Source organism: Leucobacter sp. Psy1, from assembly GCF_020096995.1.
GTDB lineage: Bacteria > Actinomycetota > Actinomycetes > Actinomycetales > Microbacteriaceae > Leucobacter.
This window is the reverse complement of sequence record NZ_CP083692.1, coordinates 2,667,340-2,684,417: the sequence shown is the minus strand read 5'-3', so window position 1 is coordinate 2,684,417 and position 17,078 is coordinate 2,667,340. Positions and strand designations below refer to the sequence as shown.

Annotated in this window: 11 protein-coding genes; 10 read left to right on the top strand and 1 reads right to left on the bottom strand. The window is 68.0% G+C overall.

The genetic code is table 11. The features are described from left to right. Positions 1-13 precede the first annotated feature (13 nt). The 6 genes from K8P10_RS12655 (at position 14) to K8P10_RS12630 (ending at position 8,650) form a co-directional block, all read left to right on the top strand. Positions 14-1,042: a sugar ABC transporter substrate-binding protein gene (locus K8P10_RS12655; protein WP_224779263.1), complete on the top strand. Its 1,029-nt coding sequence runs from the start codon at positions 14-16 to the stop codon at positions 1,040-1,042. After that, entirely contained in the window at positions 1,035-2,585 is a 1,551-nt protein-coding gene (locus tag K8P10_RS12650) for a sugar ABC transporter ATP-binding protein (protein ID WP_224779262.1), read from the top strand. Before K8P10_RS12655 ends, K8P10_RS12650 begins: the two co-directional genes overlap by 8 nt. After that, positions 2,582-3,565 carry an ABC transporter permease gene (locus K8P10_RS12645; protein WP_224779261.1) on the top strand — a complete coding sequence of 328 codons (984 nt, stop codon included), beginning with the start codon at positions 2,582-2,584 and terminating at the stop codon, positions 3,563-3,565. The genes K8P10_RS12650 and K8P10_RS12645 overlap by 4 nt, the downstream gene beginning before the upstream one ends. Positions 3,566-3,625: 60 nt before the next feature. Further along, a complete protein-coding gene (locus K8P10_RS12640; RefSeq protein WP_224779260.1) occupies positions 3,626-5,674 on the top strand; it encodes a hydantoinase/oxoprolinase family protein in 2,049 nt (682 codons plus the stop codon). 2 nt (positions 5,675-5,676) lie between these two features. Further along, a complete protein-coding gene (locus K8P10_RS12635; protein WP_224779259.1) occupies positions 5,677-7,380 on the top strand; it encodes a hydantoinase B/oxoprolinase family protein in 1,704 nt (567 codons plus the stop codon). 76 nt (positions 7,381-7,456) lie between these two features. Next, a complete protein-coding gene (locus tag K8P10_RS12630) occupies positions 7,457-8,650 on the top strand; it encodes an amidohydrolase family protein (RefSeq protein ID WP_224779258.1) in 1,194 nt (397 codons plus the stop codon). Between the two features lie 72 nt (positions 8,651-8,722). On the opposite strand, the gene K8P10_RS12625 is transcribed toward K8P10_RS12630, so the two are convergent. Continuing rightward, positions 8,723-10,246 (bottom strand): aldehyde dehydrogenase (NADP(+)), encoded by a 1,524-nt coding sequence (locus K8P10_RS12625; protein ID WP_224779257.1) that lies wholly within the window; start codon positions 10,244-10,246, stop codon positions 8,723-8,725. A 103-nt stretch (positions 10,247-10,349) separates the two neighbouring features. On the opposite strand from K8P10_RS12625, the gene pta reads away from it, so the two are divergent. Genes pta through recR form a run of 4 tightly spaced genes read left to right on the top strand, consistent with a single transcriptional unit; the run spans position 10,350 to position 17,032 of the window. Beyond that, positions 10,350-12,467, top strand: a complete 2,118-nt coding sequence (pta, locus tag K8P10_RS12620) for a phosphate acetyltransferase (RefSeq protein WP_224779256.1) — start codon at positions 10,350-10,352, stop codon at positions 12,465-12,467. A 15-nt stretch (positions 12,468-12,482) separates the two neighbouring features. Continuing rightward, positions 12,483-13,670: an acetate/propionate family kinase gene (locus K8P10_RS12615; RefSeq protein WP_224779255.1), complete on the top strand. Its 1,188-nt coding sequence runs from the start codon at positions 12,483-12,485 to the stop codon at positions 13,668-13,670. Between the two features lie 32 nt (positions 13,671-13,702). Continuing rightward, entirely contained in the window at positions 13,703-16,432 is a 2,730-nt protein-coding gene (locus K8P10_RS12610; protein WP_224779254.1) for a DNA polymerase III subunit gamma and tau, read from the top strand. Positions 16,433-16,435: 3 nt separating this feature from the next. Then, positions 16,436-17,032 (top strand): recombination mediator RecR, encoded by a 597-nt coding sequence (gene recR, locus K8P10_RS12605; RefSeq protein ID WP_224779253.1) that lies wholly within the window; start codon positions 16,436-16,438, stop codon positions 17,030-17,032. Positions 17,033-17,078: the final 46 nt, after the last annotated feature.

Genomic DNA, 17,078 nt, shown 5'->3' with positions numbered 1-17,078 from the left:
AAAGTAGATTGCAATGAAGCGCATCACTCGTACCCTCGCCGGAGTGGGAGCCATCGCGCTCTCCACCGTGTTCGTCGCGTGCAGCTCAGATGGAACGGGCGGCGACGGAGAATCCCTCACCATAGTCCTGCTCGCCTCCTCTTCGCAGAACGGCTACAACCAGGCCGTGAACACCGGAATCGAGCAGCGGGCGGCCGAGCTCTCCGAGGAGCTCGGCATCACCATCAACACCAAGATCCAGGACGGCCAGTTCGACGCGAACACCCAGCTCTCCCAGCTGCAGAACGTGGGAACGACCGGTCAGGCCGACGGCGTCGTCGTGGTTCCGCACGACGGACCGGGCCTGGGCGCAGCATTCCCGCTCGGCAGCGACATTCCCGTCGTCACGGTGCTCAACCCGATCGGCCCGGACATCTCCGAGATGGAGCCCCAGGTCGACGGCGTCGTCTCGACCATCGCGACACCCCCAGCCGTCGGTGCGACCGCGCAAGCGGAATCGGTGGTCGACTACTGCGCAGACATCGACCCGTGCAAGATCGGACTGCTCGCCGGCCTCCTCAACTCCCCGCTCGACATCGAGCGGATCGAAGCCTGGGAGACGGTGCTCGGCGGACACGACAACATCGAGATCGTCGGGACCGTCGAGGGCGCGTACGACCGGGATCAGTCCCTGTCGGCCGTGTCGAATCTGCTGCAGGGCAACCCGGACATCAGCGGCATCCTGAGCAATGCCGATCAGCAGACGCTCGGCGCCCAGATCGCCCTCGAGAATGCCGGTATTGATCCCGCATCCGTCTTCCTCACCGGAGGCGGCGGGACCACGGAGGCCGTCCAGGCGGTCCGGGACGGCCTGTGGACGAACGACTACCTGAACTTCCCGGTCAGCATGGGTGAGGCCGCACTGGAGCAGGCCGTAGCTGCGATCAGGGGAGAGAACGTCACTGCGGTGATCGACGCGGACTCGCTGGTCGATCTCGGCCCCATCGTCACGCGAGACGACCTGGAGGCCGCGCCCGAGTTCACGGGTGAGTGGAATGGCTGATCAAGAGATCCCGTCGACGCGCGCGGCTTCCGAGGTCGACGCTGTCGAGCTCCGCGGAATCGGCAAGCGCTTCGGGGCCACGCAGGCGCTGAGCAATGTTTCGCTCACCGTACGCCGAGGAGAGATCCACGCCTTCGTCGGTGAGAACGGCGCAGGCAAGTCCACGCTCGGGAAGGTCATCGCCGGGGTGTACTCAGCTGACCAGGGGGAACTCCTCGTGGATGGCGCATCCGTCGGACGGTGGGACCCGGGAACCGCCCAGCGCAGAGGGGTCGCCATGATTGCCCAGGAACTTGCGCTCGTCCCGGATCTGACGGTCGCCCAGAACGTCTTCCTCGGGGCGGAAGAACACCGTTGGGGCATCGAGCGCGGCAACGTGCTCGACCGTTACCGACGCTTGGACGCGGATATCGGGTTTGGCATCGATGGTCGCACCCACGTGCGCGATCTCCGCATCGCCGATCAGCAGAAGGTCGAGATCCTCCGGTCGCTCGCCCGCGACGCGCGAGTGATCGTGATGGACGAGCCAACCTCCTCCCTCACCGCCCACGAGATGCGCCAGCTCGAAGACCTCATGCGGCTTCTGCGCGATCGCGGCTGTTGCGTCATCTACGTCTCACACTTCCTCGATTCAGTGCTCGAAGTGGCAGACCGCATTACCGTCATGCGTGACGGGCGGCGAATCGACACCGTTGCAGCGGCCGCGGTCACCAAACACGACCTGGTCACGGCGATGCTGGGGCGGGAGATGGATCAGGCGTACCCCGAGCGCGCCGCGGGGCCCGCCCAGGCGCAGCCGCCGATTCTGCGGGTCGATCACCTTCGCACCCGGACGGGCGTCGAGGACATGTCGTTCGAGGTGCGACCCGGCGAGATCGTCGGCCTCCTCGGCCTCGTCGGCAGCGGGCGCACCGAGTGCCTCCGCGCCGTCTTCGGTATCGATCCCGTGCTCGGCGGGTCGGTCGTGTTCGATGGGAAGGACTGGACCTCGGCATCCCCGAAGCGGTCCATCGAGGCCGGGTTCGTCTTCGCCTCCGAGGACCGACATCGAGACGGCCTCATCCTGCAACGATCGGTGCGCGAGAACATTGCCCTCGCGAGCCTCGGTGCTCGCTCACGCATGGGTGTCGTTCAGCGCTCCCGTGAACGGGAGACCGCACTCGAGCACGCCAGGGCGATGGAGATGAGACCGCTCGACATCGAATTGCCAGTCAGCTGGTTCTCGGGAGGAAATCAGCAGAAGGCGCTCCTCGGCAAGGCGCTCGCCGCGCGACCGAGGCTCATCGTCCTCGACGAGCCCACTCGAGGCGTCGACGTCGGGGCGAAACGCACGATCTACGAGCTCATCGCGCACCTCGCAGCCGAAGGTATCGCGGTCGTGCTGATCTCATCGGAGCACGAGGAGGTCATGGAGCTCGCGCATCGCGCCTACCTCGTCGCAGGGGGACGGACCTTCGACGAAATTGACCCCCGACACACCACCGTGGAGCAGGTGCTGTTCCGGCTTTTCCACGTGACCACCGGAGAGGAGCCCGCAGCATGAGCGAGGCCGTCAACACCACAGTGACCGAGATGCGGGCCCGCCGAAAGCTCTCCGCACGCGACCTGGTGATCGAGTACGCTGTCGTCATTCTGCTGCTCGCAGTGATCGCTGCGCTCGCCTTGCTCTCACCATCCTTCTTCACGTTTGCGAACATCGTGAACATCCTCAACCAGAACGCGCCGCTGGTGATCATCGCCTCCGCGGGCACCTTCGTCATCGTCTCGGGGAACTTCGACCTCTCCACCGGCGCGATCTACAGTGTCGCCGGCGTCGTCGCGGCCTGGCTCGCAGTGACGCTGGGGAACCCCTGGCTCGCGCTGCTCGCCGCACCGGTGATCGGACTTGTTCTCGGGGCGTTCAACGGCGCGGTGATCACTCGCTTACGAGTGCACTCATTCCTTGCGACGCTCGCGTCATCGATGATCTTCACGACGGTCGCGGTACTGGTCACCGGGGGAAGCTTGATCACCGTCACGACTCCGGGTTTCACCGCTCTCGGCCGCGATCGTATCGGCGGCATCTTCATCGCAGTGATCGTCATGATCGTCGTCGTCGCGGGAATGTGGTTTCTCCTCTCGAGGTCGGTGTTCGGGCGTCACGTCTACGCCGTCGGCGGCAACGCCGAAGCCGCCGAGCTCTCGGGGATCAGGGTGAATCGGACCCGCGTGATCGTCTTCATGCTGAGCGGCCTCGCGGCAGGGAGCGCCGCCGCGATCGGCGTCTCGCGTATCGCTTCAGGTCAGCCCCTGGCGGGGGCGGGGCTCGAGCTCAGTGCGATCGCCGCCGTCATTCTGGGCGGCACCAGCATCTACGGCGGAGTCGGAGCGGTGTGGAGGTCGGTTGCGGGCGTGTTCCTGATCGCGCTCATCGGCAACGGATTCGACCTACTGAATTTGAACCCCCAGCTCAAGGACATGGTGACGGGTTTCATCATCCTCGCTGCGGTGGGACTTGCCGCCGCGGACCGGACGAGACGCTGAGCGCATCAGCGCCGACCCGTCACCTCACATCTCGACCACTATGGGAAAGGAATCCCTCGCATGCCCGAAAACGTTCGCATCGCCATTGATGTCGGCGGCACATTCACCGATGTGGTGAAACTGGTGCCGGAGACCGGCGAACTTCGCTTCGAAAAAGTCCCCACTACTCCGGATGAGCCGACCTCCGGGGTGCTTGCCGCGTTCGAGAAGGCGGATGCCGATCTCGCGACCGTCACCACGTTCAACCACGGCAGTACGCTCGGCCTCAACTCGCTTCTGACGCGGTCCGGGGCGAGGATCGCGACGATCGCGACGCGCGGCTTCCGTGACGTGTACCTGCTCGGCCGGACCGACCGGAAGGTCATGTACGACTTCTCCTATCGCAAACCCGAGCCGCTACTCGAACGATACGACACCTTCGAGGTCACGGAGCGGAGTTCGGTCTCCGGTAGCGTCGTCACGCCATTCGACGACGCCGATGCTCGTGAAGTCGCCCGTGAGATCGCGCACCGCGGCTACACCGCCGTGGCCGTCGGATTCCTCCACTCGTACGCGAACCCGGCACATGAGCGTCGCATGCGCGAGATCCTCGAAGAGGAAGCGCCGAACGTCGAAGTGACGCTGTCTCACGAGTTGTCCCGCGAATACCGCGAATACGAACGGACGAGCACGGCCGTGCTCGATGCCTATATCAAGCCCATCATGCGCAGCTACCTCCGCGCACTGGAGGACGAACTCGCGAAACGCGGCTTTGATGGGCGGTTCCTCATGTCGAGATCGGGAGGGGGCGCGATGACCGCCTCCGCTGCTCGGGAGCAGCCGGTAAATCTCATCCTTTCAGGGCCAGCGGGCGGAGTCGTCGGCGCAGCGGCGTTCGCGAAGCTCATCGACCGTCCGAACCTGATCACCATCGACATGGGGGGTACAAGTCTCGATGCCTCACTGGTGCTCGAGGGTGAGCCGGTGCGATACCACGGGGCGGAATTCGAGGGATTGCCGATCAACACGCCCTCCCTCTATATCCACACGATCGGGGCAGGCGGGGGTTCACTCGGCTATCTGGACGACGCTGGTGCCCTGCAGGTCGGGCCCAAAAGCGCCGGTGCGCTGCCCGGTCCTGCCGCATACGGCCGCGGCGGAACGCAGCCGACGTTCACCGACGCCGCGCTGGCGATCGGGTATCTGGGTGCGGATACGCCGCTGGGAGGCGAGCTCACCCTCGACCGCGACCGTTCGATCACCGCGCTCGCGCCCATCGCCGAGCAGCTGGGCCTCTCGGTCACCGAGCTCGCCAGGGGGATGATCCAGATCTCGAACACGAAGATCATGGGAGCCGTGCGCGCGATCACGATCGAGCTGGGGCACGACCCGCAGGACTTCGCGCTGCTCTCATTCGGAGGCGGAGGGGGCTTGGTCGCCGTTGATGTCGCCCGTGAGCTGGGCATTCCCGAGGTGATCGTGCCCCCAGGGCAGGGCGCGTTCTCGGCGCTCGGCATGCTCATGGCCGATGTGCAGCACGACTCCTCTCGCACGAGCATTCAGCCGCTCGACGACCTCGACTCGCAGGCCGTCCACGAACTCTTCGCCGGAATGGAAGCGGAAGCGACTGAGACCTTGAAAGCGGAAGGATTCTCACCTGGCCAGATGGAGTTCCGGAGGGTCGTGTCGGTTCGCTATTCGGGCCAGGAACACGCCGTGACGATCGATTTCCCGAGTGGTCAGGGAGACCCGCGCGCTGCCATCAGGGAGCAATTCGACCGGCTCCATCAGCGTCAGTACGGGCACACGATGGACGACCCCATCGAGACGACGACGCTCCGGCTCAACGCAGTGGGAAAGGTGAGCAAGCCCGATCTTCCGTTCGCCGACAAACGTCGCCCGGGTGACGATTACCCCAGGGGTCGCCGCACCGTGATGCAGCCGGGAGATACGGCTGTCGATTACGCGCTGATCGCGCGCGAGGACCTGCGCGCCGGTGACACGGTTGATGGTCCCGCCGTCATCACGGAGCACACGGCGACGACGGTTCTCCACGCAGGCGATCGCTTACGGGTCGGGAGCTATGGCGAACTCAGCATTTCTATCCAGACCGCGACGAAAGGGGCCTGAACATGGCTGATGCAATCACCACCGAGATCATCCGACACGGTCTGCTCGCGGCCGCTGAGGAGATCGCCAGAAATCTCTGCCGCACCGCCTACAACACGGTCGTGTACGAGATTCACGACTACGGCATCGGCATTCACGACGCGAACGGCGACGTGGTGGCGGATGCGCCGGGAATCGCCGTGTTCACGAGGGGGAACGACGCCGGAATCAAACACTCCATCGAATTCCTCGGAGCGGACTCTATGGAGGCGGGTGACGTGTTCATCATCAATCACCCCTACTGGTCGAGCGCTCACACGCTTGATCCGCTGGTGTTCGCCCCGATTCATTTCGACGGGCAGCTGATCGGCTTCGCCTCGTGCCGTGTCCACATCACGGACTTGAATCAGAAAGATCCCGGGTACGTTCTCGACTCCACGGATAAGGCGCAGGAAGGGTTGGTGATGCCCGCCTCGAAGCTGTATCGACGCGGCGAGCGGAACGCGGACGTCTTCAACATCATCAGGTTCAACAGCCGGACCCCGAAGCACACGATCGGCGATATTCAGGCGCAGGTGTCCGCCTGCGTCACCGGCGTGAAGCGGACGCAGGAGCTCGCCGAGAAATACGGTGTGGAGACCCTCGGCGAGTCGATGCGGACCATCAACGAGCACGGCGAACGGCTCGCGCGCCTTGCGCTCGCGAAACTTCCGCGCGGATCCTGGTCGGCGACCGACTATCTCGATCACGACGGGATTGACCTGGACACGCTCGTCAAGATGCACTGCACCGTCACGGTGACCGATGACGAGATGATTGTCGACTGGACGGGGAGCGCAGAGAACGTCCGCGGACCGATCAACCTTCCGCCCGGACAGACGGAAGCGCTGTCGAGCCTCATCTTCAAATCGCTCACGACCCCCGATTCGCCCGTTGTAGCCGGCAACTTCGCTCCTCTGAGGGTCGTAACGGTACCCGGTTCGGTGATGCACGCCGTCGAACCGATGCCGACGTTCACCCTCTGGACAGGACTTCTCGCAGGCGAAGTCATTCTGAAAGCGCTGGCCCAGGGGATGCCCGATCGCGTGCCGGCCTGCTCTGGCGGAGACGTCTGCTCAATGATGGGTCTCGGCGTAAACCCTCGCACGGGGGACTTCTGGCAGGAAGCCACCAATGAGGCGGTGGGCTACGGCGGCTCCGCGACGCATGACGGCGAGGACGGCATCATGCATCTCTCGGAGCCGGGCTGCCGGAACAACCCGGTCGAGGTCCTCGAAGCAAAGTCCTCGATGATCATCGACCACTACGGGTACCGTCCGGATACCGGAGGCGCCGGTCGATTCCGCGGAGGTGTCGGAGTGAGCCGCACGTATAGGTTCACCGCACCGGCCACCGGGATCTGCCTGGTCTACAAGACCCGGACGAGTCCGTGGTCGATCGATGGTGGTCTCGAGGGGAGCCCGAACCGCGTCGTCCTCAACCCCGGCACTCCGCGCGAGGTCGTGCAGGGCGGGAGCTACAACCAGTTGGACGCAGGCGAGGTCCTGGTGAATCAGACCGGTGGCGGCGGCGGGTACGGAAATCCGTTCGATCGCGACCCCGCGGCGGTGGCCAGGGACGTCCGCAACGGCTTCGTCTCCGCGCTTGCGGCACGAAGCGACTACGGCGTCGCGGTCCGCCCCGACTACACGATCGACGAAGCGGAGACAGCGCAGCTGCGCGGCTAGAACCGTGCGGCCGGAGCGCGAACTCCGCTCCGGCCGCATCTCTCGGCAATATCGGATGAACCCCAGGAGTGCAGACATGAAATCAGACCGCTCGATCACGATCCGTCAGGCGCGAGTGTGGGACGGGAACGAGGTGGGATTCTCCTTGCGTGACCTGCACATCGTCGACGGGATCGTCGCGGATGCGCCGGACCCCGGTGCCGAGTCGTTCGACGGTCGGGGCTTCTGGGTGCTTCCAGGACTCATCGACAACCACTTCCACGCCTACGCCACGAGCATGGACGGGTTCGAGAATGAACGCGGACCGCTGAGTTTTGCGGCGGTGAACGGCGCTGCGCGTCTCGGTAAAGCGCTTCGCCGCGGCTTCACCACGGTGCGCGATGTCGCGGGAGGCGACATCGGGCTGCTGCGCGCGAGGGACACCGGAGTGATCACCGCTCCGCGGTACTTCTTCACCGGGCCCGCTCTGAGCCAGACCGGTGGACACGGGGACCCGCGCTCGGAGCACGTCGACGTCTGTTTCAGTCACGGGCACATGTGCGAGATCGTCGACGGTGTCGATGCGCTACGTGTCGCCGTCCGCGAACGGTTGCGCACCGGAGCGCACGCGATCAAGGTGATGACCTCGGGTGGCGTCTTCTCGCTCACGGACCCGCTGAGCGTGCCGCAGTACGCGCCGGAGGAACTGCAGACGGTGACGGCGGAGGCTGCGCGCCGGAAGAGCTACGTTGCGGCGCACGCCTACTCGCCCGAGGCGATCATGCACGCGATCGAGAACGGGGTGCGCACCATCGAGCACGGGAATCTGCTCGACCGGAAGACCGCTAGGGAGATGGCCAGGCGCAGCGCCTACCTGGTTCCGACTCTGGCCGCATACGACGCGATGAGCCGCCGCGGTGCGGGCCTCGGGCTCAATGAAGTGTCGCTCGCGAAGAACGAGGAGGTCCTCACTCGCGGACAGGAGGCGATCCGCATCGCGCTCGATGCCGGGGTGCAAGTCGGATTCGGCAGCGACCTCATGGGAGATCTCGAAGACGACCAGCTCCGGGGTGTCCAACTGCAGGTCGAAGCCTCCGGTGCAGAGGCAACGCTGCACGCCATGACGGTCGTCAACGCAGAGATCCTGGGTGACCGTGCGCTCGGGCACCTGCGCCCCGGTGCCTACGGAGACGCCGTCGTGCTGTCCCAGGACCCGATGTCCACCCCGTCGGCGCTCTGGTCGCCTGAAGCGCGCGAGGCCGTGCTGCTCGCTGGACGACGAGTCGAGTGACCGTACGCGATGAGGCGGTCGGGCGCTGTCCCGGCCGCCTCATCGCCGATGCCGCGATACCGGTCGACTGGCTCAGCGTCGCGCCGCGTCGCCCCAGGTCTTCGAATCTCCTGCGGGGGAGCGTCGCTGCGGCACTCCGAGCGGATTGTCATCGCGCAGGGCAATCGGCAGCAGTGCCTCGGGTGCGCTCTGGTAGGCGACGGGGCGCACGAACCGCTGAATCGCGGCGCTGCCCACCGAGGTGCTGGAGTCGTTGGTCGTCGCGGGCCAGGGTCCGCCGTGCTGCATCGCGGGGGTGACCGCGACACCCGTCGGCCAGCCGTTGAAGAGCACGCGACCCACCTGCTGGCTCAGCGCTGCGACGAGCGCGGCGAGGTCTGCCCGGTTGTCGGTCGACCCCGCGGCCTCCTCGGCGCTCAGGTGCACCGTTCCCGTGAGGTTCCCCGCGAAGAACTCGGGAAGGAGCGAGGCGAGGTCGGTTCCCGCAGGCGTCTCGACGATGATCGTGAGGGGTCCGAAGGCCTCCTCGATGAGTGCTTCGTGGTTCCGGCGGAAGTCGTCGAGCGAGACGGCGACGATGGTCGCGGTGACCCAGCCCTGTCCGTCATCGTCGAATCGGACGCCACCGTCGGCGATCACCCGCACGCCATCGGCTGCGAGGATCTCATCGCGTCGGTCGGCGAACCCCGAGGCGATGCGCGGGCCGAGCATCCGGTGCTCCGGGATATCCGCGGCGGCCGCCGCGATTGCAGTGTCGAGGTCGTGCCCCTCCGGCAGGAAGACGAATCCGGGCTTGGTGCAGAGCTGTCCGGCAGAACCCGACACGCTCGTGACAAGGCCTGAGGCGAGCTCGTCGGCGCGCTCCGCGACGGCGGCGGGGGTGATGAAGACCGGGTTCACACTGCCGAGCTCTCCGAAGAACGGGATCGGCGCGGGCCGTGCGGCCGCGATGTCTGCGAGGCGGCGGCCCGCTGCGATGGACCCCGTGAATGCTCCGGCCTTGATCCGCGGGTCCTGCAGCACGGCGACGCCGTTCTCCTGACCGTGGATGAGGCCGAAGGTCCCCTCCGGCATGCCGGCAGCGCTGAGCGCATCGCTGACCACCTGTGCTGTGGCGTCCGAGAGTTTCGGGTGTCCCGAGTGCGCCTTCACGATGACGGGGCACCCGGCCGCGAGCGCGGCCGCCGTGTCTCCGCCGGCGACTGAGAAGGCGAACGGGAAGTTCGACGCCGCGAAGTTCAGCACCGGACCGAGGGGGAGGTGCATGCGGCGCACGTCGGGGCGCACGCCGAGCGCGTACTCGCTGTCGGCCTCGTCGATGCGCGCGTCGATCTCGTCGCCGGCGATCGCGGTGTCGGCGAACATCCGCAGCTGCACGGCGGTCCGGGTGAGCTCGCCGTTCAGGCGAGCGGTGGTGAGGCCCGTCTCGGCCGCTCCCGTCTCGACCAGGCTCTCGCGGTGCGCTTCGAGTGCGTCAGCGACCGCGACGAGGGCGGCGGCGCGATCGCGGGGAGCGGCGGAAGCGAAGGTCGGTGCCGCGGCCGCCGCGGCTGCGACGGTGCGCTCGAGTTCCGGGGTGAGCGGTTCGTGGGTCAAATGCGACTCCGATCATGTCTCTCAATATGTGACATGCTACAGCGTAGTGGGGGTGTGAGAGATCGGTCAAGCGGGCGCAGGCGGGAGTGCATAGGCTGGTCCCGTGACTGCGAGCATCTACCTCACCTCGGCCGAGGGCCGCTCGGGCAAGAGCGCCGTCGCGCTCGGGGTCCTCGACGCCCTGCTGCCCCACGCGCCGCGCGTGGGCGTATTCCGCCCGCTCATCCGCTCCCGCGACCAGCGCGATCGGGTGCTCGAACTGCTTCTGGCCCACGCCGGCTCCGACGTCGCCTACGACGACTGCGTCGGCGCCACCTACGAGGAGGCGCACCGGGATCCCGAAGCGGCGCTCACCACCATCGTCGCCGCGTACCGCGCCCTCCTCGCGCGGTGCGACGCCGTCGTCACCGTCGGGTCCGATTTCTCCGACGTCGCGGCACCCACCGAGCTTGCGTTCAATGCCCGCATCGCCGCGAACCTCGACGCACCGGTGCTGCTCGTCATCGGCGGGCGTCTCCACGACGAACCCGAGGCGCTCGGCAAATCCACTCCGCGGTCGCCGGCTGAGATAGCGCAGGTCGCGGAGCTCGGCATGAGCGAGCTCCGCGCCGCGCACGTCACACTCGCCGCCGTGATCGTCAACCGGGCCGACCCAGCAGGGTTGGAGGACATCGTCGCGACCGTCGGGGCGGTCGTGCCGAGCGGGGCGCCAGTCTGGGCGATCCCAGAGGATGCCGTGCTCGTCGCCCCTCCCGTGAGCGCGATCATCGAGGCGGTCGACGGTCGCATCGTCCGCGCAAGTGATGATGACCTGCTCGCCCGCGAGGTCACCGACGTCGTCGTCGCCGGCATGTCGATGCCGAACGTGCTTCCGCGTCTCATCGAGGGCGCCGTCGTGGTGATCGCCGCCGATCGCGCCGAGACGCTTCTCGCGGTGACGGTGGCGCACGAGGCGCCCACCTTCCCGACGCTCGCCGCCGTGGTGCTGAACGGCGACTTCGCGCTCGCGCCCGATGTCGAGCGGCTGCTCGACGGCATCGCGGCGTCGCTGCCGGTGATCCGCACCTCCCACGGCACGTTCGACACGGTCCAGCGGATCACCCGTTCCCGCGGGCTGCTGACGCGCGAGTCGCCCCGCAAATTCGATACCGCCCTCGCCCAGTTCCGCTCCCACGTCGACACCGAAGCGCTGCGTGAGCGCCTCTCGGTGCAGCGGAGCAGCACGCGGACCCCGACCATGTTCGCCTACGAACTGTTCGAGCGGGCCGCCGCCGCAGACGCCCACATCGTGCTGCCGGAGGGTGCGGATGACCGCGTGCTCCGTGCCGCGAGCAGTGTGCTCGCGCGCGGGATCGTCCGGATCACGCTCCTCGGCGACGAAGCCGAGGTGCGGCAGCGGGGCTCCGAACTCGGACTCGCACTCGACGATGCCGCCGTGGTGGACCCGGCCACCTCGCCACTCCGTGAGCAGTTCGCCGAAGAGTACGCCCGCCTCAGAGCGCATCGCGGCGTCACCCCGGAGACGGCGTGGGACATCGTCGCCGATGTGAGCTACTTCGGCACGATGATGGTCCACGCCGGGCTGGCGGACGGCATGGTCTCCGGGGCCGCGCACACCACAGCGCACACGATCCGGCCGAGCCTCGAGATCATCAAAACCCGACCGGGGGTCGCTGTCGTGTCGAGCGTATTCTTCATGGCGCTCGCCGACCGCGTGCTGGTCTACGGTGACTGCGCGGTCAACCCGGATCCCGACGCCGAGCAGCTCGCGGCGATCGCGATCTCCTCCGCCGAGACGGCCGAGCGCTTCGGCGTCGACCCCCGCGTTGCCATGCTCTCGTACTCGACCGGGGAATCCGGATCGGGAGCGGACGTCGACAAGGTCCGAGAGGCGACCCGGATCGTGCGCGAATCGAAGCCCGACCTCCGTGTCGAGGGGCCGATCCAGTACGACGCCGCGAGCGATCCGGTGGCGGGCGCGGCCAAGCTCCCCGAATCGGAGGTCGCCGGTCGCGCGACCGTCTTCGTCTTCCCCGACCTCAACACGGGCAACAACACCTACAAGGCCGTGCAGCGCTCGGCCGGGGCGGTGGCCATCGGCCCCGTTCTCCAGGGGCTCAACCGGCCGGTCAACGACCTGTCGCGAGGAGCCACCGTCGAGGACATCGTGAACACGATCGCCATCACCGCCGCGCAGCGCGAGCGCGCGGACGCCGAATAAGGGAAGGGGCCGACGATGCGCACGGTGCTCGTGGTCAACAGCGGATCCTCGTCGATCAAGTACCAGCTCATCGATCCCGAATCGGGTGAGCGCCTCGCCTCGGGTCTGATCGAGCGCATCGGGCACGGCGCCGCCCGCTCCTCCCACCGGCAGGGCGGGGCGACGGCGGACCGAACGGTGGAGGCAGCCGATCACACGGAGGCGTTCCGCGAGATCGTGCGGTCATTCGCGGCAGCGGGATCCCCGTTGCCGACCCTCGGGGTCGCGGCGGTGGGCCACCGGGTGGTCCAGGGCGGATCCGACTTCGTCGGCCCGACGCTCATCGACGACGCGGTCGCGGAGCGGATCCTCGAACTCTCTGAACTCGCTCCCCTCCACAATCCGGCTCACGCCCAAGCCATCGCGGCGGCACGGCTGCTGCTGCCCGACGTGCCGCACATCGCCGTCTTCGACACCGCCTTCCATCAGACGCTGCCAGCCGAGGCGTACACCTACGCGATCGACCTCGCGGTCGCCGATGAGTACGGGGTGCGCCGGTACGGGTTCCACGGCACCTCGCACCAGGTGGTGTCGCAGCGGGCGGCCGAGCTGCTCGGAGAACCCGTGACGGCGCTCCGGCAGATCGTGCTCCACCTCGGCAACGGTGCCTCCGTCTGCGCGATCGACGGCGGCAGGTCGGTCGACACCTCGATGGGGCTGACGCCGCTCGAGGGGCTCGTCATGGGATCCCGCTCCGGGGATATCGACCCCGGTGCGATCCTCCACCTGCTCCGATCGGGCATGAGCGCCGACCAGGTCGACGGACTCCTGAACCAGCACTCCGGGCTGCGCGGGCTGAGCGGCAGCGTCGACATGCGCGACGTGCGGAAGGCCGCGGCTGATGGGGATGAGCGCGCCGCGCTGGCGCTCAGGATCTACGGACGCCGGATCCGGCACTACCTCGGGGCGTACCTCGTCGAGCTCGGCGGAGCCGACACGATCGTCTTCACCGCGGGCGTCGGCGAGAACGACGCGGCCGTGCGCGCCGAGGTGTGCAGCGACCTCGACTGGTTCGGCATCCGCCTCGACGAAGAGCGGAACGCTGCCCAGGACTCGGGACCGCGTGTCATCAGCTCCGATGCCTCGCGCGTCGCGGTGCTCGTCGTGCCCACCGACGAGGAGGCCGAGATCGCACGTCAGGCCTGGGAGTCCGTCGCGCACTGACGGATGTCGGAGCCCACCGATACCATGGTCGGGTGGTCACCGCACTCTACCGCCGCTATCGGCCAGAAGCCTTCTCCGAGATGATCGGACAGTCGCAGGTCACCGAACCCCTCATGACCGCGCTGCGTTCCGAGCGGGTCGGCCACGCCTACCTGTTCAGCGGTCCTCGCGGGTGCGGCAAGACCACATCGGCGCGCATCCTCGCCCGCTGCCTGAACTGCGCCGAGGGTCCCACCGACACCCCGTGCGGCACCTGCCCCAGCTGCGTCGAGCTCAGCCGCGACGGCGGGGGTTCGCTCGACGTCGTCGAGATCGACGCCGCGAGCCACGGCGGTGTCGACGACGCGCGCGACCTGCGCGAGCGCGCCGTCTTCGCTCCGGCACGCGACCGCTTCAAGATCTTCATCATCGACGAGGCCCACATGGTGACGCCTGGCGGCTTCAACGCGCTGCTGAAGATCGTGGAGGAGCCGCCGCCGCACGTGAAGTTCGTCTTCGCGACGACGGAGCCAGACAAGGTGATCGGCACCATCCGCTCGCGCACCCACCACTACCCGTTCCGCCTCATCGCCCCGGCGACGCTCATCGAGTACGTGCAGTCGCTCTGCGACAGCGAGGGCATCACCGTCGAACCAGGCGTGCTGCCGCTCGTGGTGCGCTCGGGCGGGGGATCGGTGCGCGACACTCTCTCGATCCTCGACCAGCTCATCGCGGGGTCCGAGAACCGGACCGTCACCGCGACCCGTGCCGCCGGCCTGCTCGGTTTCACCCACACCGAGCTTCTCGACGACGTCGTGGTCGCGCTCGGAGCGGGCGACTCCGCGGCCGCGTTCACCGCCACCGACCGCGTCGTGCAGACGGGGCAGGATCCGCGTCGCTTCGTCGAAGACCTCCTCGAGCGCCTCCGCGACCTCATCGTGGTCAGCGCCACGACGGTGCAGGGTGCAGCTGCCGTATTCCGGGGTGTACCCGAAGACCAGCTCCAGCGGATGTTCGAGCAGGCCCAGTCCTTCGGACGAGGCGAGCTCTCGCGCATCGCCGACATCGTGAGCGAAGCGCTCGACAAGATGAGCGGAGCCACCGCACCGCGATTGCAGCTTGAGCTCATGATCGCCCGCGCACTCGTCGAGCGCTCGGCTCAGACGGACGGGGGCGGGGGCAGCCTCTCGCAGGCGCTCGCCGCAGGGGGTGCCCAGCCGGCTCGGCAGGCACCGCACCAGACGTCGGCGTCGCCCTCGGTTCAGCCGTCGCCCTCCGTCCCGGCCCCGGCGCCCGAGGCTGCAGCCTCCGCCCCGGCTTCCGCAGCGCCACCGGCGTCCGGGCCGGCGCAGTCATCTGCTCCCGCTCCTGCACAGGCGGCGCCCGAGTCCTCCGAGATGAACGCTGCAGAGGCGGCGAGAGCGGCGCGCGAGTTCCTCCGCACCGATTCAGCTGGCACCGCAGCATTCGGGCGCCCGGTCACCGACGTGCTCGGCATGATGGATGAGCGCGCCGCAGCCGCACCCCAGACGGAGCAGCAGTCGCAGAACCCTTCCTCGGCACCCGCCGATGCAGTGTCAGCGCCGACAGATGCGACGCCGACACCCGCCGGCGATCCTGCGACATCCGCGGACGCCGCTCAGCCGTTGCCTGAAGCCGCGCCTGGTTCCGCAGCCCCGTCCGCGCCTCAGCCCGCTGAATCGCCCGCGCCTGCTGCAGCGGCAGACTCGGGCGGCGACGTCAGCTTCTCCGAACTCGCGGACATGTGGCCCGAACTGCTCGAGGAGATCCTCGAATCCGACCGCGACGCCTGGAACGCCGTGCGCGTCGCGGTACCGCTCGGCCTCGAGCGCGACATGCTCACGATCGGGTTCGCGAGCGGCTCCGACCTCAACAGCTTCAAGGCTTCCGGTGCCGGTCCGCTCCGTGAGACCATCCTCGCCGCGGTGGGCGTGCGGGTCCGCTATGTGCCGAAGCAGGTTCCGCCCGGTTCCGTGCCGCCGGCGCAGACGGGCGACAGCTCGGGGATCACGCAGCAGGCCCCTCGTGAATCAGCACAGCGCCCGAGCCCTGCCGCCGAGCCCTCCGGCGACACTGAGGAGCCCCACCGAGGCGGGCCGTCTTCGGCGGACACGCCCCCAGACGCCTCGGCAGCCCCCGCAGCGTCGGGCGGCACCCGCACACCGGGCACGGACCACGCGACGAGCTCCGTCGACGACGTGCTCGCCCGAGCCGCCGCCCGCATCAGCACGCTCCAGGGCGGGGTAACGCCACCGTCAGCACCACCGCGCGCGCAGACGCCCGAGGGCCCCTTGGCCGCTCCCGATCCTGCTCCCGTGCCTGCAGCGGAACCCGCTCCCGCCCCTCCCGCGAACCCCGTCGCCGAACCCCCCGCTGCGGACCAGCGTTCGGCCCCGGCGGCACCCGTGCCCGAGGTTCCGCGCACCGTCGATCCGGATCCCGCGTACCCTGACCCCGACGCGTACGGTGACCCCGATGACGATCCCTACGCTGACGTCGCGGGGGATCCCTATGCCGAACCGGGCGAGCCGGCACGAGCACCGCAGCCCCCGGCCGCGGTGGCTCAGTCCGTGGCCGAGGCTCAGCCCGCCGCGGCGACCCAGTCCGCAGCCGAGGATCCGCCGTCGCCCGCGGAGACCGCCGAGCCCGAGCGGCGTTCCACCGCACCCGCCTTCACGCGGTACGGTGAAGCAGTCGTTCGCGAGGTGCTCGGAGCGAAGTTCATCGAGGAGCGTCCGCTCCCCGTCCGGAGAGAGGGGTAGCCCGTGTACGACGGCATCGTGCAGGAGCTCATCGACGAATTCGGCAGGCTCCCCGGCATCGGCCCCAAGTCGGCGCAGCGCATCGCGTTCCACATTCTGCAGACCCAGAACTTCGACGTCTCGCGACTCTCCGAGCTGCTCATCGAGGTTCGCGAAAAGGTGCGCTTCTGCGAGGTCTGCGGCAACATCACCCAGGAGGAGCGCTGCGCCATCTGCCGCGACCCTCGGCGCGACCAGTCGCTGATCTGCGTCGTCGAGGAGCCGAAAGACGTCGTGGCGATCGAGCGGACCCGCCAGTTCCGCGGTCTCTACCACGTGCTCGGCGGGGCGATCAGCCCGATCGACGGCATCGGGCCCGACGATCTCAGCATCCCGCAGCTCATGACGCGTCTTTCGAGCACCGAAGTGCATGAGGTCATCATCGCGACCGACCCGAACCTGGAAGGCGAAGCAACCGCAGCCTACCTCTCGCGGCTCCTGACCGCCATCGAAGTGCCGGTCACCCGACTCGCCTCCGGCCTGCCGGTCGGCGGCGACCTCGAGTTCGCCGATGAGGTCACTCTCGGCCGCGCGTTCGAGGGGCGGCAGAAGCTCGGTTGACGCTGAGCGCGCCGTGCGGTGCGCTCAGCGTCGATCCGAACCTCAC

What these genes read in the sequence shown, in the direction of transcription:
- K8P10_RS12635 (WP_224779259.1), top strand. Translation starts at nt 5,677, where the DNA reads ATGGCTGATGCAATCACCACCGAGATCATCCGACACGGTCTGCTCGCG.
- K8P10_RS12640 (WP_224779260.1), top strand. Translation starts at nt 3,626, where the DNA reads ATGCCCGAAAACGTTCGCATCGCCATTGATGTCGGCGGCACATTCACC.
- K8P10_RS12645 (WP_224779261.1), top strand. Translation starts at nt 2,582, where the DNA reads ATGAGCGAGGCCGTCAACACCACAGTGACCGAGATGCGGGCCCGCCGA.
- K8P10_RS12615 (WP_224779255.1), top strand. Translation starts at nt 12,483, where the DNA reads ATGCGCACGGTGCTCGTGGTCAACAGCGGATCCTCGTCGATCAAGTAC.
- K8P10_RS12655 (WP_224779263.1), top strand. Translation starts at nt 14, where the DNA reads ATGAAGCGCATCACTCGTACCCTCGCCGGAGTGGGAGCCATCGCGCTC.
- K8P10_RS12650 (WP_224779262.1), top strand. Translation starts at nt 1,035, where the DNA reads ATGGCTGATCAAGAGATCCCGTCGACGCGCGCGGCTTCCGAGGTCGAC.
- K8P10_RS12630 (WP_224779258.1), top strand. Translation starts at nt 7,457, where the DNA reads ATGAAATCAGACCGCTCGATCACGATCCGTCAGGCGCGAGTGTGGGAC.